General features: G+C 40.7%; 21 protein-coding genes. 16 read left to right on the forward strand and 5 right to left on the reverse strand.

Annotation, left to right across the window (positions count from 1 at the left end; genetic code table 11):
- Window positions 1–140: 140 nt before the first annotated feature.
- The 3 genes from ACXAEO_RS01810 to ACXAEO_RS01820 all read left to right on the forward strand — a co-directional run bounded on the left by ACXAEO_RS01810 (window position 141) and on the right by ACXAEO_RS01820 (window position 2,779).
- Window positions 141–1,331, forward strand: coding sequence for an acetate kinase (locus ACXAEO_RS01810; protein ID WP_474877245.1), 1,191 nt, complete (start codon window positions 141–143; stop codon window positions 1,329–1,331).
- A gap of 106 nt (window positions 1,332–1,437) precedes the next feature.
- Entirely contained in the window at window positions 1,438–2,280 is an 843-nt protein-coding gene (locus ACXAEO_RS01815; RefSeq protein WP_474877248.1) for an EcsC family protein, read from the forward strand.
- Window positions 2,273–2,779, forward strand: a complete 507-nt coding sequence (locus tag ACXAEO_RS01820) for a MogA/MoaB family molybdenum cofactor biosynthesis protein (protein ID WP_474877250.1) — start codon at window positions 2,273–2,275, stop codon at window positions 2,777–2,779. Before ACXAEO_RS01815 ends, ACXAEO_RS01820 begins: the two co-directional genes overlap by 8 nt.
- Before the next feature lie 50 nt (window positions 2,780–2,829).
- Here the strand turns inward: ACXAEO_RS01820 and ACXAEO_RS01825 are convergent, their stop codons facing one another.
- The gene (locus ACXAEO_RS01825; protein ID WP_474877252.1) at window positions 2,830–3,144 is read right to left on the reverse strand and encodes a hypothetical protein; all 315 of its coding nucleotides are present in this window, start codon (window positions 3,142–3,144) and stop codon (window positions 2,830–2,832) included.
- 311 nt (window positions 3,145–3,455) lie between these two features.
- Between ACXAEO_RS01825 and ACXAEO_RS01830 the strand changes: the two genes are divergently transcribed.
- Both ACXAEO_RS01830 and argH read left to right on the forward strand, forming a co-directional pair.
- Entirely contained in the window at window positions 3,456–4,664 is a 1,209-nt protein-coding gene (locus tag ACXAEO_RS01830) for an argininosuccinate synthase (RefSeq protein ID WP_474877255.1), read from the forward strand.
- Window positions 4,661–6,049: an argininosuccinate lyase gene (gene argH, locus ACXAEO_RS01835; RefSeq protein ID WP_474877257.1), complete on the forward strand. Its 1,389-nt coding sequence runs from the start codon at window positions 4,661–4,663 to the stop codon at window positions 6,047–6,049. Before ACXAEO_RS01830 ends, argH begins: the two co-directional genes overlap by 4 nt.
- Before the next feature lie 37 nt (window positions 6,050–6,086).
- Here argH and ACXAEO_RS01840 read toward each other — a convergent pair whose 3' ends face one another.
- Complete coding sequence (locus ACXAEO_RS01840; RefSeq protein ID WP_474877261.1) at window positions 6,087–6,575, reverse strand: universal stress protein; 489 nt, start codon at window positions 6,573–6,575, stop codon at window positions 6,087–6,089.
- Window positions 6,576–6,679: 104 nt separating this feature from the next.
- On the opposite strand from ACXAEO_RS01840, the gene ACXAEO_RS01845 reads away from it, so the two are divergent.
- The 5 genes from ACXAEO_RS01845 (at window position 6,680) to ACXAEO_RS01865 (ending at window position 11,169) form a co-directional block, all read left to right on the forward strand.
- Window positions 6,680–6,844 (forward strand): hypothetical protein, encoded by a 165-nt coding sequence (locus ACXAEO_RS01845; RefSeq protein WP_474877264.1) that lies wholly within the window; start codon window positions 6,680–6,682, stop codon window positions 6,842–6,844.
- Window positions 6,845–6,972: 128 nt separating this feature from the next.
- Window positions 6,973–8,094 carry an alanine dehydrogenase gene (gene ald / locus ACXAEO_RS01850; RefSeq protein WP_474877266.1) on the forward strand — a complete coding sequence of 374 codons (1,122 nt, stop codon included), beginning with the start codon at window positions 6,973–6,975 and terminating at the stop codon, window positions 8,092–8,094.
- A gap of 389 nt (window positions 8,095–8,483) precedes the next feature.
- On the forward strand, window positions 8,484–9,164 hold the full coding sequence (locus ACXAEO_RS01855) for a metal-dependent hydrolase (protein WP_474877268.1): 681 nt from the start codon (window positions 8,484–8,486) through the stop codon (window positions 9,162–9,164).
- Between the two features lie 273 nt (window positions 9,165–9,437).
- Window positions 9,438–9,689 (forward strand): hypothetical protein, encoded by a 252-nt coding sequence (locus ACXAEO_RS01860; RefSeq protein ID WP_474877272.1) that lies wholly within the window; start codon window positions 9,438–9,440, stop codon window positions 9,687–9,689.
- A gap of 163 nt (window positions 9,690–9,852) precedes the next feature.
- Window positions 9,853–11,169 (forward strand): DRTGG domain-containing protein, encoded by a 1,317-nt coding sequence (locus ACXAEO_RS01865; RefSeq protein ID WP_474877276.1) that lies wholly within the window; start codon window positions 9,853–9,855, stop codon window positions 11,167–11,169.
- Window positions 11,170–11,357: 188 nt separating this feature from the next.
- Here the strand turns inward: ACXAEO_RS01865 and ACXAEO_RS01870 are convergent, their stop codons facing one another.
- The gene (locus tag ACXAEO_RS01870) at window positions 11,358–11,657 is read right to left on the reverse strand and encodes a YtpI family protein (protein WP_474877280.1); all 300 of its coding nucleotides are present in this window, start codon (window positions 11,655–11,657) and stop codon (window positions 11,358–11,360) included.
- 268 nt (window positions 11,658–11,925) lie between these two features.
- On the opposite strand from ACXAEO_RS01870, the gene ACXAEO_RS01875 reads away from it, so the two are divergent.
- A complete protein-coding gene (locus ACXAEO_RS01875) occupies window positions 11,926–12,861 on the forward strand; it encodes a DHH family phosphoesterase (protein WP_474877283.1) in 936 nt (311 codons plus the stop codon).
- 80 nt (window positions 12,862–12,941) lie between these two features.
- Here the strand turns inward: ACXAEO_RS01875 and ytrI are convergent, their stop codons facing one another.
- Window positions 12,942–13,454 carry a sporulation membrane protein YtrI gene (gene ytrI / locus ACXAEO_RS01880; RefSeq protein ID WP_474877286.1) on the reverse strand — a complete coding sequence of 171 codons (513 nt, stop codon included), beginning with the start codon at window positions 13,452–13,454 and terminating at the stop codon, window positions 12,942–12,944.
- Window positions 13,451–13,786, reverse strand: a complete 336-nt coding sequence (gene ytrH / locus ACXAEO_RS01885; RefSeq protein ID WP_474877289.1) for a sporulation membrane protein YtrH — start codon at window positions 13,784–13,786, stop codon at window positions 13,451–13,453. The genes ytrI and ytrH overlap by 4 nt, the downstream gene beginning before the upstream one ends.
- Window positions 13,787–14,096: 310 nt before the next feature.
- Between ytrH and dnaE the strand changes: the two genes are divergently transcribed.
- From dnaE to accA, 5 genes are all read left to right on the forward strand, one after another.
- On the forward strand, window positions 14,097–17,468 hold the full coding sequence (gene dnaE, locus ACXAEO_RS01890; protein ID WP_474877291.1) for a DNA polymerase III subunit alpha: 3,372 nt from the start codon (window positions 14,097–14,099) through the stop codon (window positions 17,466–17,468).
- 123 nt (window positions 17,469–17,591) lie between these two features.
- Window positions 17,592–18,821: an NADP-dependent malic enzyme gene (ystJ, locus tag ACXAEO_RS01895; RefSeq protein WP_474877294.1), complete on the forward strand. Its 1,230-nt coding sequence runs from the start codon at window positions 17,592–17,594 to the stop codon at window positions 18,819–18,821.
- Between the two features lie 17 nt (window positions 18,822–18,838).
- The gene (locus ACXAEO_RS01900; RefSeq protein WP_474877296.1) at window positions 18,839–19,471 is read left to right on the forward strand and encodes a FadR/GntR family transcriptional regulator; all 633 of its coding nucleotides are present in this window, start codon (window positions 18,839–18,841) and stop codon (window positions 19,469–19,471) included.
- Window positions 19,472–19,550: 79 nt separating this feature from the next.
- Window positions 19,551–20,414, forward strand: a complete 864-nt coding sequence (accD, locus tag ACXAEO_RS01905) for an acetyl-CoA carboxylase, carboxyltransferase subunit beta (RefSeq protein ID WP_474877300.1) — start codon at window positions 19,551–19,553, stop codon at window positions 20,412–20,414.
- Window positions 20,408–21,385, forward strand: coding sequence for an acetyl-CoA carboxylase carboxyl transferase subunit alpha (gene accA, locus ACXAEO_RS01910; RefSeq protein ID WP_474877304.1), 978 nt, complete (start codon window positions 20,408–20,410; stop codon window positions 21,383–21,385). The genes accD and accA overlap by 7 nt, the downstream gene beginning before the upstream one ends.
- Window positions 21,386–21,415: the final 30 nt, after the last annotated feature.

Here is a 21,415-nt window from a genome sequence, read left to right on the forward strand (position 1 = left end):
TTGCGAAAAATAGGCAATACCTCTTGAAATAAATAGCTTGCAGTGATTAAATGAATGAGGGATAGAGATCGTGTCGAATTGCATAGAATATTGTAGAGATGAAATTCAACATGTACGTACAAAAGGAGCTGTTTTTAGTTATGTCAAAAATTATGGCCATTAATGCCGGCAGTTCGTCATTGAAGTTTCAATTGTTTGAAATGCCAAGTGAAAATGTGTTAACAAAGGGCCTTGTTGAACGTATTGGTCTGAATGAAGCAGTGTTCACTATTACAGTAGACGGTGAAAAGCAAACAGAAGTTACGGACATTCCGGATCATGCGGTTGCTGTTAAAATTTTAGTTGAAAAGCTACTTTCTACAGGAATCATTAAATCATATGATGAAATTACAGGTGTTGGCCATCGTGTCGTTCACGGCGGAGAGCGCTTTAACGATTCGGTATTATTAACAGAAGAAACAATCGAAGAAATTGAAAAATTATCTGATTTAGCACCGCTTCATAACCCTGCCAATGTAGTAGGAATTAAAGCGTTTAAAGAGATTTTACCAAATGTGCCGGCGGTAGCGGTATTTGATACAGCTTTCCACCAAACAATGCCAGATCAGTCTTATTTATATAGCTTACCTTATGAGTATTATGAAAAATATGGTATCCGTAAATATGGCTTCCATGGTACTTCTCATAAGTATGTATCAGAGCGTGCAGCAGAATTGCTAGGGCGCCCAGTTGAGCAGCTTCGTCTTATTTCTTGTCACCTTGGAAATGGAGCAAGTATTGCAGCCATTGAAGGTGGTAAATCTATTGATACGTCTATGGGCTTCACACCACTTGCGGGTGTAGCAATGGGAACTCGTTCAGGGAATATCGACCCTGCCTTAATTCCATATATCATGGAAAAAACAGGGAAAACAGCAGATGAAGTGATTAATGTATTGAATAAAGAGAGCGGAATGCTGGGAATTTCAGGTTTCTCCAGTGACCTTCGTGATATCGAGCAAGGTTCTGAAGAAGGAAACGAGCGTGCAGAGCTTGCCCTTCAAGTATTTGCTAGTCGTATTCATAAATACATCGGTTCTTATGCAGCACGTATGTCTGGATTAGATGCTATTATTTTCACAGCTGGTATCGGGGAAAACAGTACGGAAATTCGCTCCCGTGTTCTTCAAGGCTTAGAATTCATGGGTGTTTATTGGGATCCAGCTTTAAATAATGTTCGTGGGAAAGAAGCGTTTATTAGTTACCCGCATTCACCTGTAAAAGTCCTTGTCATTCCAACGAATGAAGAAGTGATGATTGCACGTGATGTTGTGCGCATAGCGAACATGTAAGAAACGAAACCTCCATCTAAGATGGGGGTTTTTTTATTTTGGGTGGGTGGTCTTATTTTTGATATAATAATGAGTAACAGTTGTTTGTGAGAAAGGGTGATCAACCTTGTTAACCAAACGGGACGAGATGGTATTAAACGAGATAGAAGAATGGATAGAAGAGTTAGAAACATACACTCCTCATGAACTGCAGCTTACATATTCACAATGGCTTGAACAAACTCTTTCAATGATTCCAGATGATCTTCGCCTCAGTTATATTAATAAATTAGATGAATGGCTGTTCCATTTTAGTTCATGGCTTCAAGACTCCAGCGTACAGCAAAAATCTAAAAAGCAAATCTTAACTTCTGCACGTGCTTTTTATGGAGACATTAATCACATTGAAGATATGAAAAGGTTAACCATCGATCAATTGAACTATTTAGCCGAACAAAAGTTAGCGAAGCAGCGGCTTTATGGCTTTCTTCAAGGAGGATTGACGGGTACGGGGGCATCCTTTTTTGTCAGTGTCGATATGCCGGCGTTACTGCTAATAAATTTGCGGACGGTTCAATTAACGGCGATGAGCTATGGGTACGAAATTAACTCTCCGTTTGAGCTGATGCTATCATTAAAAGTCTTTCATGCCGCCAGCCTGCCAAAACAGTGGCAAGGGGAAGGATGGCAGTATTTAATGAAAGAATTGGATACGCATGAGCAATCGTTTTTTTATGAAGGAAATGAACGAGTGCTGGATGAAACGTGGTTTGAAAAAAATATAAATCAATTGCTCAAAACGATTTTGCTAATGGGGATGAAAAAAAGTGTAGCAAAGAAAAATCCACTCATTAGCATGGCGTTAGGAGGCGTGTTTAATTATCAATTCACCCGCCAAACAACAGACTACGCAAAGCGTTTCTATCAATACCGCTATTTACGTGAAAAAGGCAGGGATGTAAATGAGTGATCAATCGCATGTCGCCCATGCCCCGGATTGCATCGGGTGTGCGGTCATTACGATTAGTGATACAAGAACGAAAGATACGGATAAAAGTGGCCAGCGTATTATCGCTCTTTTACGTGAGAAGCACCATGATATTCGTTTCTATGAAATAGTGAAAGACGATCAAGATAGTATACAGAACGCGGTCAACCAAGTTGTATCCCGAGAGGATATTGATGTGGTGATTACAAATGGCGGGACAGGAATTGCCAAGCGTGATGTGACGATTGAAGCGATTATGCCATTAGTGGAAAAAGAGATTACGGGGTTTGGCGAACTCTTTCGAATGCTAAGTTATACAGAAGACATTGGAGCAGCTGCGATGTTAAGCCGTGCGCTTGCAGGTGTTAAAGAACAAACACTTATTTTTTCCTTACCAGGTTCGACCGGAGCGGTTACATTAGGAATGAATAAGCTCATTTTACCAGAGCTTCGCCATATGATTAGTGAAATTCGTAAATAGAGCTGTCTGAAAAAGGGGGCACCCTCCTTTCAGACAGCTCTTTTCTTTTATTAGCGATGCATCTTTGTCGTAACATTTTGAGTCGTTCTGTACCAAATCCATAAATCATTGATAATGGAAGCAAGATTGGCAATGTCGCTGTTCAGTTGGCAAGACTTTTGAAAATTCATTTCCTCTTCTAAACAAGCTTGCTTTTCATTAATGCTTCTTTCTAAATCTGCAATTCGATCGGGTATTCCTCCACGTATTTTTTCCCAATAGAGCAATATGCTTTGTTGGGTTTGTTTATCATATTCTTCCCATTCATTTATTAATGTTGGAACTTCAATCCCGAGCCGTTCGTTGTAGGTGAAGTAAGCGTGCATGTTTTTTATCCCCCTTTGCTATATGTTTATTTTACAAAAGGGGATGTTAAAGTCTAGTGTTGCTTTTTCTTTTATTTTGCATTGTAACTGTTTGGGAAGAAGGAAGTAAAATATATGTCATATGCATTATGAGGTAATTAAGTGTAGGGTTATCAAAGAATTTTATTTATATTTATACTTTTTTATGAATAAGTATTGATGAAAAAACGGAATCGTGTTACATTATTATCAGGTTGAATGAATAAAAATTAATTAAAACTATTAAATAATTTATGAATGTAATGAACGTTAATATATAGGGGGAACTAGTAATGAATAAAGAGAAAATTGTATTGGCTTATTCCGGCGGATTAGACACATCTGTGGCTATTAAATGGTTACAACAACAAGGGTATGATGTTGTAGCGGTAGGGTTAGATGTGGGAGAAGGAAAAGACGTTGAGTTCGTAAAGGAAAAAGCGCTTCAAGTAGGGGCTGTAGAATCTTACTCCATTGATGCGAGAAAAGAATTTGCTGAAGATTACGTACTTCCAGTATTACAAAGTCATGGATTATATGAAGAAAAATATCCACTTGTGTCGGCTTTATCTCGTCCTTTAATTTCGAAAAAGCTTGTAGAAATTGCTGAGCAAGTTGGGGCGACGGCCGTAGCACACGGATGTACAGGAAAAGGAAACGACCAAGTTCGTTTTGAAGTTTCCATTATGGCTCTAAATCCAGACTTAAAGGTGTTAGCTCCTGTACGTGAGTGGAGCTGGTCACGTGAAGAAGAGATTGAGTATGCAAAACAACATAACATTCCAATTCCAATTGACTTGGATAACCCATATTCCATCGATGCCAACCTTTGGGGAAGAGCATGTGAGTGCGGTGTATTAGAAGACCCATGGGCAGCTCCGCCAGAAGGTGCTTATGATATGACAACACCAATCGAAGCAACTCCAGATCAAGCAGACATCGTAGAAATTGAGTTTCATCAAGGGGTTCCAGTCGCCTTGAATGGTCAAACATATGAACTGCATGAGTTAATTTTAGAATTAAACGTATTAGCTGGTAAGCATGGTGTCGGACGTATTGACCATGTAGAAAACCGTCTTGTTGGAATTAAATCTCGTGAAGTATATGAGTGCCCAGCAGCTATTACGTTAATTAAAGCGCATAAAGAGCTTGAAGATTTAACGTTGACGAAAGATGTCGCACATTTTAAACCAATTATTTCGCACAAATTAACAGAGTTAATTTACAACGGTTTATGGTTCTCACCATTGCATAAGGCATTACTTGCATTTATTAAAGACACTCAAAAGAATGTAACAGGTATCGTACGCGTGAAATTATTCAAAGGTCATGCCATTGTGGAAGGAAGAAAGTCTCCGTACTCGCTATACGATGAGAAACTTGCCACATATACAAAAGAAGATGAGTTCAACCATCAAGCAGCAGTGGGCTTCATCGAATTATTTGGCTTGCCGACGAAGGTTTACAGCCAGTTGCATGGTGAGAAGAAGGTGGAAGTGTGAAAAAATTGTGGGGAGGACGTTTTACAAAGCGTCCAGAACAATGGGTAGATGAATTTGGGGCATCAATTGCATTCGACCAGCAATTAGTCCAAGAAGATATTCAAGGAAGCTTAGCGCATGTTAAAATGTTGGCGAAATGCGGCATTTTACCACATGAAGATGCGGAGGCCATTCAAAATGGTCTTCTCTCTTTACTTGAAAAGGCTGAAAAGGGTGAATTAGCATTTTCTGCGCAGTATGAAGATATTCATCTTAATATTGAAAAACACTTAATTGATGAAATTGGCTCTGTTGGCGGAAAGCTTCACACTGGGAGAAGCCGAAATGACCAAGTAGCAACTGATATGCATTTATATTTGAAAAAGCATGTGCTAACAATTATTTCGCTCATTGAAGGGTTACAGAAAGAATTGATTGAGAAAGCGGAGCAGCACGTGGAGACTCTGATTCCGGGTTATACACATTTGCAGCGGGCGCAGCCTGTTTCATTCGCGCATCATTTGATGGCGTATTTCTGGATGCTTCAGCGTGATGCAGAACGTTTTAAAGAGTCGGTAAAACGTATTGATATGTCTCCATTAGGAGCGGGGGCACTTGCGGGGACGACGTTTCCAATTGACCGAGAATACAGTGCACAGCTTCTTGGGTTTTCAAGCATTTATGAAAACAGCATGGACGCAGTAAGCGATCGTGACTTTATCCTTGAGTTTTTAAGCAACAGCTCGATGTTAATGATGCACTTATCACGTTTTTGTGAAGAGCTCATTTTATGGTCAAGCCAGGAGTTCCAGTTCATTGAAATAGATGATACGTATGCGACAGGAAGCAGCATTATGCCGCAAAAGAAAAATCCGGATATGGCGGAGCTGATTCGTGGAAAAACGGGACGTGTGTATGGGAATTTATTTGGTTTGTTAACCACGATGAAAGGTCTTCCGCTTGCCTATAACAAAGATTTGCAGGAAGACAAGGAAGGTATGTTTGATACCGTCACGACTGTAGAAGGTTGTTTGACTATCTTTGCAGGTATGATTGCAACGATGATGGTGAATGAAGAAAAGATGGAGCAAACGACGAAACAAGATTTTTCAAATGCGACGGAGTTAGCAGATTACTTAGCTGCGAAAGGAATGCCTTTTCGCGATGCGCATGAAGTGGTCGGAAAGCTTGTACTCCTTTGTATTCAAAGAGGCATCTATTTAATGGATTTGCCGTTAGAAGATTATACGAACGCTTCCTCTTTATTCGAATCAGATATTTACGAAGTATTAGCACCCCGTACGGCGGTTAATCGTCGAAACAGTCAAGGCGGAACAGGTTTTGTACAAGTAGAAGCGGCCATTAAAAAGGCAAAGGACCTTTTGGCACAGCAAGTAAAAAGCTAAAAGGCTGCGAAACGCAGCCTTTTTCTGCTTGGAAAGATTATTCTGCTAATTCGGTTGTAGCAGTTTGAAGCACTTGTTCGTCTTCTTTTGGAGTCCGTACTACTAACACGTCGCATTTAGAATAACGAAGAATGTGTTCAGAAACACTGCCAATTAAGAAACGTTCCACGGCATTTAAGCCTGTCGCACCGCAAATAATTAAGTCTACATGATGTTCAGGAGCAATTTCTTTTGCAATTCTTGTTTTAGGAGAGCCGTGTTCCATGATGAATGCAATATCATTTAAACCTGCTGCTACGGCTTCTTCGCGGTATTGTGTCAAAAGGTCTTGAGCGAATGTTTCAGCGCGTTCAATGGCCTTGTGATCGTACACGTCCAATGTTGTCAGCTGCTTGATATCGACAAGGTGACATAGAATCAATTTCGCGTTGTTTCGTTTTGCGATGTTGACCGCTTTTTTGAATGCCCACTCCGCTTCTGTTGACCCATCCACTGCAACGAGAATCTTTTCGTAGACCATGTTCATCTATATCTCTCCTTTAGCTCTTAAGATATTTTAAGTATAACATTTAAAAATATACAGAAAATAACATGGTGTTGGATATTTTGTGACAATGGAGGGTCAAATTGATGAACGATAAAAAGCAAGCACAGTATGCTTATGAGTATGATGAAACCGGATTGCAGCAAACCCAGCAGCTATTGAACGATGCTTACGTAAGCGGAGCGGTAGGGGGAGGTTTCACGGCACCTAACTATGAAAATATAGCAGGGAAAACAGAAGAGTTGGATTGACAGAAAGAAGAGGTGCCAGCGTAGGACAAGAGGGTCGGCACCTCTTTTTCGCATTTGTTTTCTGTGTCTTTCCAGCCGTTGATACATACAATGAATTACACCAAATATGAACAAGGGGGTATTCATAGATGAGAATCGGAGTGCCAAAGGAGATTAAAAACAATGAAAATCGGGTGGCGATGACACCAGCAGGAGCCGTCACACTCATTAATAGAGGGCATGAAGTGTATGTTGAAACCGGGGCTGGCATCGGGTCAGGCTTTGAAGATGATCATTATATTCAAGCAGGAGCCCAAATAGTTGCCAGTGCCAAAGAGGCATGGTCGATGGATATGGTTATGAAAGTAAAAGAGCCGCTTCCGTCTGAATACGATTATTTTCGCGATGGGCTAATTTTGTTTACATATTTACACTTAGCGCCAGAGCCAGCCTTAACAAAGGCCCTTACAGAACGGAAAGTCATCGGCATTGCGTATGAAACAGTGGAGCTGGCAAACCGCTCGTTGCCCCTTTTAACCCCGATGAGCGAAGTGGCAGGAAGAATGGCTGCTCAAATAGGGGCGCAGTTTCTTGAAAAGACAAAGGGTGGAAAAGGAATTTTGCTTGGGGGTGTACCCGGCGTCCCGAAAGGAAAAGTTACCATTATTGGCGGCGGTGTAGCTGGAACGAATGCGGCCAAAATTGCGATTGGTCTTGGGGCAGATGTCACCATTTTAGATTTGAACGTTGACCGTCTGCGGCAGCTTGATGATATTTTTGGAAACGATATTAAGACGCTGATGTCTAATCCTTATAATATTGCTGAAACTGTTCAAGAGTCTGATTTAGTCATTGGGGCTGTGTTAATTCCTGGTGCGAAAGCTCCAAAACTTGTGACCGAGCAGATGATTCAAACGATGGAAGCAGGGTCTGTCGTAGTAGACATTGCGATTGACCAAGGGGGAATTTTCGAAACAACAGACCGCATTACAACTCATGATGCTCCTACGTATGAAAAACATGGCGTCTTGCATTACGCAGTTGCCAATATGCCAGGAGCTGTACCACGGACGTCGACTATCGCGTTAACAAATGTGACAGTCCCATATGCGGTACAAATTGCAGATAAGGGCTATAAGCAGGCTTGTCTAGAAAATGACGCTCTCCTGAAAGGAATCAATACATTAAATGGGTTTGTCACATACGGAGCGGTTGCAGATGCACATAGTTTGATGTATTCAGATGCGAAAACATTATTATCCCAAATGTAGATAAAGAGGGCGGGTTTATTTTGCTGAAGCCGGAAGTTGCTCGAATTATATAAATCGATCTAGAAAATTTGGCATGACCAACGAGCGGTCATGCCAAATTTTCTAGACCTAAGCGACTGTCATCCTCCTTTACAGAGTTGGTCCCATCCGTATAGGTGAACGTTTGAGGACCCATTCAAGTGGTCTGAATAGCGATTGTAAAAGTTCTTGAATCAAATGAAGAGGTGTCGAGTTATGAATTAGTATATATAAAGGCTCTAGTTCTTGGATTTCTTTTCTGTTCGTTAGGGTAAAGGTTAATAGTCTCATAAAGAAGAGGGAATGTTTAAAGGATTTTCGGACTCCATCTCGAAGTAGATTCAAAGAAAGAAAAACAAGGAGAGATGTATATGCGTATTTCTTATCATGGACATTCAGTCGTCAAAATTGAAACTGGCGGCAAAAGTTTATTGATTGATCCGTTTCTTCGTGGAAACGCAGCATGTGACATAAAGCCAGAAGAAGTAGAGGCAGATGTCATTTTGCTGACGCACGGTCATGATGACCACGTAGGAGATACGGTGGAGATTGCCAAACGTACGGGTGCCCTTGTAATCGCTCCGTTTGAATTGGCTACGTTTTTAGGATGGCAAGGAGTAAATGTTCATCCGATGCACATTGGTGGAGCTCATACATTTGATTTTGGGACAATCAAATTAACACAAGCCTTCCATGGTTCCAGTTATATAGATGAAGAGACAAAGCAAATTACATATACCGGAATGCCGGCAGGACTTCTAATTATGATTGATGGAAAGATTGTATATCATGCAGGTGATACCGCTCTTTTTTCTGATATGAAACTATTGGAGCGCTATCACATTGATGTGGCTTTCCTACCAATCGGTGACAATTTTACAATGGGTCCGGAAGATGCTTTGCTAGCTGCTGAATGGATTGCACCTAAAGTAGTGGTTCCTATCCACTATAATACATTTCCTGTTATTGAGCAGGATGCAGAACGATTTGTGCAGCAATTGAAGGCGGCAAAAGGGAAGGTTATGAAAATAGGGGAAGTTATCGAGTTGTAACTTGAAATTCTTTTAGGAATAATGGTTTTTCTTTTTGAGCAAAGTGGATTGTTTCATATTCTTGAGTTTTCTTTTGAGAGGGTGTCTAGAAAGAGGAAGTTTTCCTCGTTTCAGACCTCCTCTCTTTTTTACTTCTTATCTAGAAGGGACGGGCATAGGATAAAGGAAAGTGCTTTTTCGAAATAAGCTGGCCCTGAAAGAAGCGTTTAAGAGGTATTTGTTGTGCAGAAATCAGATTGTTCAAGATCAAGCTGATGAAATAGGGGGGAGAAGATGAAAAATCAAGCGACATTATCTCTGTTGCTATGTGGTCTAATGCTGTATTATGCCGTTCCTAAGCTTGTGTTGGATGTAAGCAGTGCTCAAGGGATATTTTCCGTTTCATGGCTACTATTGGCTCTTTTAGTAGCGGGAGGAAATTTGTCCAGTTACCTTTATCAATCGAAAGCATTTGTACAGCGTCGCCACTTAACGAAACCGGTCTCTTTGCCAACGGAAAGGAAGCGGATGAAGCAGCATGGCTAAGCTGCATTGAATCACAACATGTTCACCCTTATAATAGAAGTTAGGAGAAACTCTTTACGTGCGCCCATTTTACCAGTACAATGTCATAATGAATTAAATGGTATAAAGAATAATAATATGATTTTCCATAGACCGAAAATGTTTTTTAAAAGGGTGAAGCAGTGTGGCTACTAAGCATGAACAAATTTTACAGCATATCGATTCCTTACCAATTGGTGAAAAAATATCGGTTCGTCAAATTGCAAAAGATTTAAATGTAAGTGAAGGGACCGCTTATCGTGCGATTAAAGATGCTGAAAATAAAGGGTATGTATCAACCATTGAGCGGGTCGGGACCATTCGAATTGAGCGAAAGAAAAAAGAGAATATCGAAAAGCTGACGTTTGCCGAAGTTGTCAACATTGTGGATGGCCAAGTGCTCGGAGGAAGAGAAGGGCTACATAAAACGTTGAACAAGTTTGTCATCGGGGCAATGAAGCTGGAAGCGATGATGAGATACACTGGTGCGGGCAATTTACTCATTGTCGGTAACCGTACAAAAGCTCATGAACTAGCACTGGAAGCAGGAGCCGCTGTACTTATAACAGGTGGATTTGATACAGACGACGATGTTAAGAGACTGGCTGATGAGCTGAAGATGCCGATTATTTCGACTAGCTATGACACATTTACCGTGGCTACGATGATTAATCGTGCAATTTATGATCAGCTTATAAAAAAAGAGATTGTGCTTGTAGAGGATATTTTAACTGCTGTTGATGATACGGTCATTTTAAAATTGGATGACACAATCGAAAAGTGGTATCAATATAACGAGCAAACTCATCATAGTCGGTTCCCTGTTGTCAATCAGCATTTAAAAGTGTTTGGAATGGTCACGTCAAAGGATATTATTGGATTTGATAAACAGACGCCTATTGAAAAAGTAATGACACCGAATCCGATGGTTGTTCATGGAAAAACGTCCGTTGCTTCCGCTGCTCATATGATGGTATGGGAAGGAATCGAGGTACTTCCGGTTGTGGATGATTATCATCGTTTAGAAGGAATTATTAGCAGGCAGGATGTATTAAAAGCATTGCAAATGATTCAGCGCCAGCCTCAAGTAGGAGAGACCATTGATGACATTGTAACAAATCAGTTTATTGATGTCGCAGAAGCAAAAGGCGATCCGTTTTATCGTTGCGAAGTCACACCTCAAATGACGAATTACATGGGTACGATCTCATATGGAGTGTTTACAACGATTGTGACAGAAGCAGCGAACCGTGTACTTCGTACGCATAAAAAAGGCGATTTAGTCATTGAAAATGTGACCATTTACTTTATTAAGCCTGTTCAGATTGAAAGCATGATTGAAATTCGTCCGAAAGTGCTGGAACTGGGGCGAAAATTCGCAAAAGTCGATGTTGAGGTATACAATGAAGGGATTGTAGTGGGCAAGGCGCTCATGATGGCCCAAATTTTAGATCGGACATAAAACTAAGCAAAGAGGCGTTTGAAAAGAGAGAAACCATCTCTTTTCAAACGCCTCTGCACAAAGTGGACCGTTACGAAACGCCAGTAACACAAAGGGTTTTGATAGCGGTCTCTTTTGTATAAAAAGGAAAATAATCAGGTTGAAAGATTAGGGATTATTGGACAGCCTCTTTCATTTACAGTTTGGAATTAAGAGTATTCATTTGCTTCTTTCACGACTAACGGATAGTAGTACTGGTAAGCTCGGATGCCTGCCCAAATGCTTCCGCCTCCAACTGCGATGAATAGAAGACCGATTACTAAGGAGAGCGTGGATTGATAAATCACGTACTGATTAATGCCGAATAAGAGCACAAAGGCACCGAGAGCAATGCTTGATTTAGCAGACGTCCACTGCTTCTCCATCGGGCGTTTTGTTCTGAAATATTTCGTTTTGAAATAAAGGTAGAAAGATAGTGAAAAAATAATGAAAATGACCAAAATAGGCATCGTTGTTCCTCCGTTGACAATGATAATTCTTTTATCGTGCATTAACAGATAGTAAGACTCCCACTTTAAAATTTGGCGTGATCGGAGAAAGTTAATAGGGGATGAGAGAAACCCCTTGCTAATGAAAGTGTTCTCTATTATTGTAACGTCATGTGACAATAATTTCTAGTATGCGATTTATAGATAGATGTTCTTTCAAAACACTTTCGTTTTGTGATTTAATAAATGTAAGTAATGTCTGTCATCCATCATGCAAAAGGAGATATATATGAAAGCGCAAATATTACAATTAATCCGTGAGTTCGATACAATTATTATTCATCGTCATGTTCGCCCAGATCCAGATGCATACGGTTCTCAATGCGGTCTGGCGGAAATTTTAAAAGCCTCTTTTCCTGATAAAAAGATTTATACAGCTGGCACGGAAGAACCTTCGTTAAAATTTTTATCCCGTCTTGATTTTATTGAAGATGATGTGTACGAAGATGCTCTCGTCATCGTCTGTGATACAGCCAATGAGGAACGAGTGTGTGACCAACGTTATAAACAGGGAAAAATGATTATAAAAATTGATCACCATCCAAATGAAGATCCATATGGTGACATGTTGTGGGTGGATACAAATTCGAGCTCTGCTAGTGAAATGATTTATGAATTGTACTTATTCGGAAAAGATAAAGGGTTGAAAATGTCCCCGCAAGCGGCTCGCTTAATTTATGCCGGAATGGTAGGGGATACAGGTCGTTTTCTATTTCCAAGTACAAAACCGAGAACATTTCAGTATGCGAGCGAGTTAGTTCAATATGGATTTGATTTTAAAGAATTATATGATCAGCTCTACAGCATTAAGTTGGACGTGGCACGATTGCAAGGATATGTCATGCAGCAATTTACGCTCCAACCTTCTGGTGTAGCGTATATGAAGCTAACAAAAGAAGAGTTAGAGCATTTTGGGGCTACTCCTTCTGAAGCTTCTCAATTGATAGGGATTCTTGGGAGCATTGAAGGTATTCAGGCATGGGTGTTTTTTATTGAGGAAGATGACTTAATCCGTGTTCGTTTACGTTCGAAAGGGCCTGTTATTAATACGATTGCTCAAAAATATAAAGGCGGGGGTCACCCGCTGGCGGCTGGCGCTTCCATCTATTCATGGGATGAAATGAAAGACGTATTGGCTGATTTAGAAGACGTTTGTTCACGTTAAAAATAAATACGGGGAAAGTTCCTGAAGAGGGGATACGGTTTGTTTTTGGACCGTAACCCCTTATTTAATGACGAAACAGATTAAAGTGCTTGTTTAACATTTTTAATTTTCAGTTGTACAGAGAGAGTAGTATAGAAAAAGATTTCATGAACTTCAACGGTATATGTCGTTTTATCAATTTTATATTCCTTATTTTCGATAGCTTTTTTCAGTGAGGTACTGGATTTATAGACGTCTTCCATATTTTTCGAAATGACGTGGTCCATCTCTTCCTTTACACTTTCTTGGATAAGGAACATCGTGTAGGAATCTAATTTGAATTTTTTCTCATTAATGATTTTCACTTTTATATCTTCAATGACGAGTTTCTGCTCTTTTAATTTGTTTAATTCTTCGACTTCTCCTTGCCAAATGTCCAGTTTCTTTTCTAAATCGAGAATTTGATTTTTTTGTTTATGAATCGTTTGAATTTGCCGGTCCTGTGAGATTCCAAAAAGCATTAAAAAGACAAACCAGCTAATGACAGCCCCTAACAGCATTCCGGATAGGAATCGCTGCCAATTCCTATCTTTATAGAGAGGAGGAATCCTCATGAGCCAATGTGCTCCTGAGTGAGCCATCTAATAATCATCGTTCCCGTTTGAGCTCCTCCCATAGCTGCCAATATATAGAGCATTTGTTTAAACACATCTTTCGTCGCTCCTTGAAATACCCCTCGCTCTAAACTGTAAAAGGTATCAAATGTTCCGCCGATGGCTGCGACAAGCGCCCATATTTTTAAATTACCAGCTAACGTCACCATATACGACAAAGGTGGTTTTCCTGTCAAAAAGGCTCCAAATGCACCGATTAATGTTCCGCCAAGCAATACTCCAAACGCAATAAAGTAACTCAAAATAAATAGAGACATAAATGTATCTTTCATAAACGGGCCCTCCTTCTCCCTTCATGTATATGGACAAACGTGAAAAGTTATGTAATTTGTCTATCGATGTGACAAATTTTATAATAAAGGAAACTTCCATCGATAGGGGGTCCTTCATCCCCCACTGATGGTTAGTTGACTTATCGGGCTTTTACGGGCAGTTATGTCCCATTTACACAAGGAACAAAGACTAAAAACACGACGTCTCGTTGCCACGTCTTCGCTTGTACATCCTGTACGTCACAAGTAGGGGCCTTACTGCCCGTTAATGAGGGATCAAAAGATATTGAGATTGAAGGTGGGGAAGAGAGTGCCTTTTGTTCATTTACAAATACAAAGCGGCTACAGTTTATTAAGCAGTGCCGTTAAAATAGACGATTTAGTTCGCCAAGCTAAAAAACTCAATTATTCATCTTTGGCATTAACAGATGAAAATGTGATGTATGGCGCGATATCTTTCTATCAAGCATGTAAGCGGGAAGGGATTAAACCCATTATCGGTCTTACGGCATCCATTTTGGAAAACGATGAATTAGAGGCAGGGGCCTTCCCATTTGTCTTCCTAGCGGAAAATAAGAAAGGCTATCATAATTTATTGAAAATGAGCAGTCTCATGAAAACAAAAGCGGCAAAAGGCTTAAAGTTGAAATGGTTGCCACGCTACAGTGAAGGACTCCTTGTATTGTCTCCGGGCCGACAAGGGATGATTGAGAACTATATTGAGACTGGACGTATTCAAGAAGCAGAAGAAATGACACGCTTTTTACAAGGTACGTTTGGACGTGATAACGTCTTTTTTTCGATTCAAAGGCACGGAACTAAGGAAAATGAACTGAATGAGAAGCTTGTTCCACTAGCGCGCGAGTGGGGAGTTCGACTAGTTGCAGCCAATGATGTCCGTTACATAGAGAAAGAACAGCATTTTGCCTATGAGTGTTTGTTAGCTATTAAAGAAGGCAGAAAACTAGAAGAGACCGAACAAGAGCTACAGGAGCCGAATGAGTATTATTTGAAATCTCCGCAAGAAATGGTTCAACTATTTTCTGATTTGCCAGAGGCATTGACGGAGACGATGTTGATAAGTGAACGGTGTCAGGTTGATATATCTCTTGGCAATACGTATTTGCCGAAATATCCTGTACCAGAAGGAATAGAGGCGCATGATTATTTACGGCAGTTATGTGAAGCAGGGTTACGTGACAAAGGAGAGGGGCGGTACGATTCAGAAAAATATAAGGAGAGACTGGACTATGAATTAGCGGTCATCAACCAAATGAAGTTCAGTGATTACTTTCTTATCGTCTGGGATTTTATGAACTATGCTCATCAGAATGGCATTGTGACGGGACCTGGAAGGGGATCGGCAGCGGGGTCGCTTGTTGCCTATGCCTTAAATATTACGAAGATTGACCCGCTTGAATATGACTTATTATTTGAACGTTTTTTAAACCCTGAGCGTATTTCGATGCCGGATATCGATATTGATTTTCCAGACCACCGACGAGATGAAGTGATTCGCTATGTGGCAAAGAAATATGGTGAATGGCATGTAGCACAAATTATTACTTTCGGAACGCTGGCAGCGAAAGCAGCTGTGAGAGACGTTGGAAGAGTACTGGGAGTTCACCTAGAAGAAGTAGACGCTATTTCTAAGCTAATCCCCAATAAAGCGGGGGTTACACTTACAGCCTCATATGAACAATCAGAGGAGTTGCGTGCTTACATTAACAGTACTCCAACACGCCGACAGTTGTTTGACACCGCTAAAGCTATTGAAGGGCTGCCGCGGCATACATCCACACATGCGGCCGGTGTTGTGATTAGTGAAAGACCATTAACCGATTTAATTGCTATTCAAGAAGGTCACGAGGGTGTGTATTTGACCCAGATGGATATGGGGGGATTAGAAGCAGTTGGCTTATTAAAAATGGACTTTCTCGGCCTGCGGAACTTATCGATTCTTGATAAGATTGTCCATCGTATTTATCAAGAAACCGGACGCCACCTTAATTTAGAGAAGCTGCCGCAAGATCCGCTCACTTTTTCTTTGCTGACAAAAGGGGATACGACTGGTATTTTCCAATTGGAATCAGGCGGAATGAGAAAGGTTTTGCAACAGTTGAAACCGACGGAATTTGAGGACATTGTGGCGGTAAACGCTTTGTATCGGCCAGGGCCTATGGAGAATATTCCGACGTATATTAAACGAAAACATGGAAAAGCACCTATTTCTTATTCTCATCCCGCATTGGAAAGCATTTTACATAAAACCTATGGCGTTATTGTTTATCAGGAGCAAATTATGCGAATTGCATCAACGGTGGCGGGGTTCACCCTTGGGGAAGCGGATTTGCTTCGCAGAGCTGTCAGCAAAAAGAAAAAAGCGGTACTGGATGAACAGCGAAATCGCTTTGTAAAAGGGTGTGTAGAAAACGGCTATGATGACGAAGCGGCGAATGAACTTTATGATTTAATTGTTCGCTTTGCTGATTACGGATTTAACCGGAGTCATGCAGTAGCATACAGTATGATTGCCTATCAGCTCGCGTATTTAAAGGCTAATTATCCGGGTCCATTTTTTGCGGCCCTTTTAACGAGTGTCATTGGAAATGAAGAGAAAATTACTCAGTACATCCACGAAGCGAGAGCGAAAAAGATTGCCATTTTGCCTCCGTCTATTAATGGAAGTATGTATGATTTTACCATTGAAAACGAAGGGATTCGCTTCAGCCTCGCGGCGATTAAGCATGTCGGAGCAGCAGTACTGAAGGAAATTTTTCAAGCAAGAAGGAAACAGCCGTTTAGCGACCTTTTTGACTTTTGTACGCGTGTGTCGATGAAAATCGTCAACCGCCGGACATTAGAGTCGCTCATTGTTTCGGGATGTTTTGATGAATTTGGAGAAAATCGTGCCACTTTGTTGGCGAGCATTGATGTGGCCTTGGAACATATAGAATTCATGGGTTTTGGCGATCAGTCGGATTTCTTTTTGGATGAGGGTCTTTCGTTAAAGCCGAAATATACGGAAATGAGCGAAATGGCGTTGGAAGAAAAGCTAAAGCGGGAAAAGGAAGCGCTCGGTCTTTATTTATCGAGTCACCCGGCAATGCCGTTTCGCTCTGCCTTTTTTTCTTCCGGTGCGAAGCCGATTTATCAGGTGCTACATGAGCAACTCGTTGGAAATGTGATTGTTGGAGCTTATTTGTCTGCTGAGAAAGTAATTCGAACAAAAAATGGGGAGCAAATGGCTTTTTTTACATTAGGTGATGAAACAGGAGAAATGAGAGCTGTTGCGTTTCCTAGCACGTATAAGCAGTACGGAGCTATTTTAAAACAGGGAGAAGTACTGCTGTTGTCTGGGAAAACCGAAAGCCGCGACGGGCAGCTGCAATTTATTATGAAAGATGTGAAAAAAGTCGAAAGTTCACAGGAAATGAAGGAAATGGAAGCGAATGTATTGTATTTAAAGATTGAAGAAAAGCATAAGCATCAAGGGCAACTTTCGTCTATTCAGCATATTTTAGCAAGCTATAGAGGCAACGTTCCGGTCATTATGTATTACGAGGACGAGAAAAAAATTGTGAAGTTGCCGGAAGCTTATCATGTTCAGCCTGTACCTGAATCTTTGCGGAAATTGGAAGCGATTTTGGGGGAAGGAAATGTCGTGTTAAAAAAATTATAACCTTTACATTTCCGATTTATTTGTTATATTGTAGAAGAGTCAAAGTGGTCAGACCACTTTAAAGGGGTATTTTTATTTAATCATAATATTATGGTTGTTTTATACAAGAGGGAGTGGGGATGTATGTCGTTACGTGAAGAAGCATTGCATATGCATCGAGTTCATCAGGGGAAATTGGAGTCAAAATCAAAAATTCCGGTTCGAAATGCTCAAGACTTAAGCTTAGCGTATTCACCAGGAGTCGCAGAACCATGTAAAGCTATTTATGATGATGTCAACAAAGTATATGAATATACGATGAAGGGGAACATGGTAGCTGTCGTGTCGGACGGTACGGCTGTATTAGGTTTGGGAAATATTGGACCAGAAGCCGCCTTGCCCGTCATGGAAGGCAAAGCAGTCTTATTTAAAAGCTTCGCTGGGGTGGATGCTTTTCCAATTTGTTTAAATACGACAGATGTGGATAAAATTGTAGAGACTGTAAAAATGTTAGAACCGACATTTGGCGGGGTCAATCTGGAAGATATTGCGGCTCCTAATTGTTTTGTGATAGAAGAGCGGTTAAAAAAGGAAACGAACATTCCTGTTTTCCACGATGATCAGCATGGTACCGCTATTGTCACGGTAGCAGGGCTAATTAATGCCTTAAAAATCACTGGAAAAAGCATGTCTGAAATTAAAGTAGTGGCTAACGGAGCAGGGGCTGCGGGAATTGCCATTATTAAATTATTATACCGCTATGGTGTTCGCAATATTACCATGTGCGATTCCAAAGGCGCGATTTATGAAGGTCGTCCTTACGGTATGAACAATGTCAAAGAGGAAGTGGCTTCTTACACGAATCGTGACAAAATTGAAGGATCTTTAGCAGATATTATTCACGGAGCCGATGTATTTATTGGCGTATCGGTTGAAGGTGCTTTAACAAAGGAAATGATTGAAACGATGAATGCAGATCCTATTATTTTTGCGATGGCTAATCCAGTTCCGGAAATTATGCCGGAAGAAGCGAAAGCAGCCGGGGCAAAAGTAGTGGGGACAGGCCGTTCTGATTTTCCAAACCAAGTAAATAATGTGTTGGCTTTTCCTGGTATTTTCCGTGGAGCGCTTGATGTTCGAGCCACACATATTAATGAAAAAATGAAGATGGCGGCGGTAGAAGCCATTGCGAATTTAATTGATGAACAAGAACTTCATGCCGATTATGTAATCCCTGCACCGTTTGACCCTCGGATTGCTCCTGCTGTGGCAGCGGCTGTTGCGAATGCTGCAATGGAAACAGGTGTGGCACGTATTCGAGTGAATCCAGAAGATGTAGCGGAGAAAACACGCCGTTTAGCCATTATTGAATGAAGTGAGTGAGAATCCCATTGACTGGCGAGAAATCAAAGGTATATGTAGAAATTTTAAACCAAATTCGTAAGATGATTGAAATTGACGGGCTGAAGACGGGAGACAAAATTCCTTCTGAAAGAGAACTGTCTGAACGATTAAATGTAGGCCGTTCTTCTGTAAGAGAAGCGTTACGAGCTATTGAACTGCTAGGCATTATTGAAACGCGTCGAGGAGAAGGAACGTTTATCAAGGAAATAGGTGAACATCAGCTTATTGATTTGTTAGCGACGTTTCTTCTTCAAGACAGCAAAGCAAAACAAGATTTGGTCGAGACAAAATTTTGGATTGAGCAAATGACGTTGAAAATTGCCTTTTATAGACTGACAGATTCTGAAATTCAGCAGTTAAATGACAAAATGGAAACAGAGCCCGAGTATGAAAAATATGTCCTGCAAGAATTATTTCAGTATATTGATAATCGGTTATTATGGCGAATTTGGAGAGTCGTAGAAGGATATTTTAAAACGTTGGAACATACTTATCCTGTAAACGGAAAAGACATGTTGGAACAATTATTGAAAGCCATTGTGAACCGGGATGAGCAGCAGGCTTTAACCATACATCGAGCGTATTATGAAGCACTGATGAAGACGGAAACTGATCGATAGACATCCGGTGCCGTTGTTTCCAATGATAAACGTCTCTTAGGGATTTTACCGAAGAACATTTAAATAAGGAGGTTACAGCTTGTTACGAGATTTATTTGCGAAAAAGAAAAAGTATGCATCTGTCCCTTCAGAGCATTCTAAACAAGATGTACCGGAAGGCATCATGACGAAATGCAAAAACTGTAAGAAGATCATGTATACGAAAGAATTAGCAAAAAATTTGAATGTATGTTTAAATTGCAGTCATCATCATCCAATGACAGCATCTGAACGAATTAACAGTCTTGTTGATTCAGGAACGTTTGTTGAATTAGATGAAGCGCTTATGTCTCAAAATCCTCTTAGTTTCCCAGACTACGAAGAGAAGCTAGAAAAGGATCGAGAGAAAACAAATTTAAATGAAGCCATTGTGACTGGAGAAGCACTTATACAGGATATGAAGGTCGTATTAGCTATCATGGACGCTCGTTTTCGAATGGGGAGCATGGGCTCAGTTGTCGGTGAAAAAATTGCAAGAGCCATTGAACGGGCTGGAGAGCTACAAGTTCCCTTTATCATCTTTACCGCTTCAGGCGGTGCGAGAATGCAAGAAGGCGTTTTGAGCTTGATGCAGATGGCGAAAACAAGTGCAGCTTTAAAACGATTTAGTGACAGGGGAGGACTCATCATCTCTGTGATGACACATCCGACCACTGGTGGGGTATCTGCGAGCTTTGCGTCTCTTGGTGACTACAATTTTGCTGAGCCTGGTGCGTTAATTGGATTTGCCGGCCGACGCATCATTGAACAAACAATTCGTGAAGAACTGCCGGAAGATTTTCAAACAGCAGAGTTTTTATTGAAGCATGGCCAATTGGATGATGTTATTCCTCGTCATCTAATGAAAGAGAGATTGGCCACGATTCTCGATATTCACGTAAACGGAGGTGAACTAGAATGGTAGGCGAATTAGAATTTGAACGTCCCATCGTGGAATTAAAAAATAAAATTCATGAATTAAAAGAGTTTGCTAACAACACGGATGTTGATTTAAATAGTGAAATTACAACACTTGAATCAAGATTAGAAAGAGTGGAAAAAGAGATTTATGAAAATCTAAAACCGTGGGATCGCGTCCAAATTGCCCGCCATCCAGAACGACCGACAACACTTGATTATATCTCGCATTTATTCACAGACTTTATTGAGTGTCATGGTGACCGTTACTACGGGGATGACCAGGCCATCGTAGGTGGAATTGCTAAGTACCGCGGTCTTTCTGTAACTGTCATTGGACATCAGCGTGGTAAAGACACGAAGGAAAATATTAAGCGAAACTTTGGAATGCCGCACCCTGAAGGCTATCGAAAAGCACTCAGATTAATGAAGCAGGCAGAAAAATTTTCAAGACCTATTATTTGTTTTATCGACACAAAAGGGGCATACCCTGGAAAAGCGGCAGAAGAACGGGGACAGAGTGAAGCTATTGCTAAAAATCTGTTTGAGATGGCTGGTTTGAGCGTTCCTGTTATTTGTATTGTAATCGGTGAAGGTGGAAGCGGTGGTGCTTTAGCACTAGGTGTAGGAAACCATCTTCATATGTTGGAGAACTCTACTTATTCTGTTATCTCTCCTGAAGGGGCAGCTGCTCTTTTATGGAAGGATGCGAGCCTTGCCAAAAAAGCGGCTGAAACAATGAAGATTACTGCACCTGATTTAAAGGAAATGAACATCGTTGACGAAGTGATAACGGAAGTAAAGGGTGGGGCCCATCGCGATGTTAGCGGACAGGCTGAACAAATCGATGAAGTTTTGAAGCAATCACTGCTGGAGTTAAAAAAATTGACAGCAGAAGAACTAATCGAGCATCGGTACTTAAAATACAAAAAAATCGGACAATTTTCGTTTGAAAACGATATCATAGGGATAAAATAAGGAGGCGTGCATCCTGACAAAATAAGGGAT

The sequence above is a fragment of the Bacillus sp. ABA4_010 genome, assembly GCF_056159105.1.

What these genes read in the sequence shown, in the direction of transcription:
- ACXAEO_RS01810 (WP_474877245.1), top strand. Translation starts at nt 141, where the DNA reads ATGTCAAAAATTATGGCCATTAATGCCGGCAGTTCGTCATTGAAGTTT.
- ACXAEO_RS01820 (WP_474877250.1), top strand. Translation starts at nt 2,273, where the DNA reads ATGAGTGATCAATCGCATGTCGCCCATGCCCCGGATTGCATCGGGTGT.
- ACXAEO_RS01825 (WP_474877252.1), bottom strand. Translation starts at nt 3,144, where the DNA reads ATGCACGCTTACTTCACCTACAACGAACGGCTCGGGATTGAAGTTCCA.
- ACXAEO_RS01830 (WP_474877255.1), top strand. Translation starts at nt 3,456, where the DNA reads ATGAATAAAGAGAAAATTGTATTGGCTTATTCCGGCGGATTAGACACA.
- ACXAEO_RS01840 (WP_474877261.1), bottom strand. Translation starts at nt 6,575, where the DNA reads ATGAACATGGTCTACGAAAAGATTCTCGTTGCAGTGGATGGGTCAACA.
- ACXAEO_RS01845 (WP_474877264.1), top strand. Translation starts at nt 6,680, where the DNA reads ATGAACGATAAAAAGCAAGCACAGTATGCTTATGAGTATGATGAAACC.
- ald (WP_474877266.1), top strand. Translation starts at nt 6,973, where the DNA reads ATGAGAATCGGAGTGCCAAAGGAGATTAAAAACAATGAAAATCGGGTG.
- ACXAEO_RS01855 (WP_474877268.1), top strand. Translation starts at nt 8,484, where the DNA reads ATGCGTATTTCTTATCATGGACATTCAGTCGTCAAAATTGAAACTGGC.
- ACXAEO_RS01860 (WP_474877272.1), top strand. Translation starts at nt 9,438, where the DNA reads ATGAAAAATCAAGCGACATTATCTCTGTTGCTATGTGGTCTAATGCTG.
- ACXAEO_RS01870 (WP_474877280.1), bottom strand. Translation starts at nt 11,657, where the DNA reads ATGCCTATTTTGGTCATTTTCATTATTTTTTCACTATCTTTCTACCTT.
- ACXAEO_RS01875 (WP_474877283.1), top strand. Translation starts at nt 11,926, where the DNA reads ATGAAAGCGCAAATATTACAATTAATCCGTGAGTTCGATACAATTATT.
- ytrI (WP_474877286.1), bottom strand. Translation starts at nt 13,454, where the DNA reads ATGAGGATTCCTCCTCTCTATAAAGATAGGAATTGGCAGCGATTCCTA.
- ytrH (WP_474877289.1), bottom strand. Translation starts at nt 13,786, where the DNA reads ATGAAAGATACATTTATGTCTCTATTTATTTTGAGTTACTTTATTGCG.
- ystJ (WP_474877294.1), top strand. Translation starts at nt 17,592, where the DNA reads ATGTCGTTACGTGAAGAAGCATTGCATATGCATCGAGTTCATCAGGGG.
- accA (WP_474877304.1), top strand. Translation starts at nt 20,408, where the DNA reads ATGGTAGGCGAATTAGAATTTGAACGTCCCATCGTGGAATTAAAAAAT.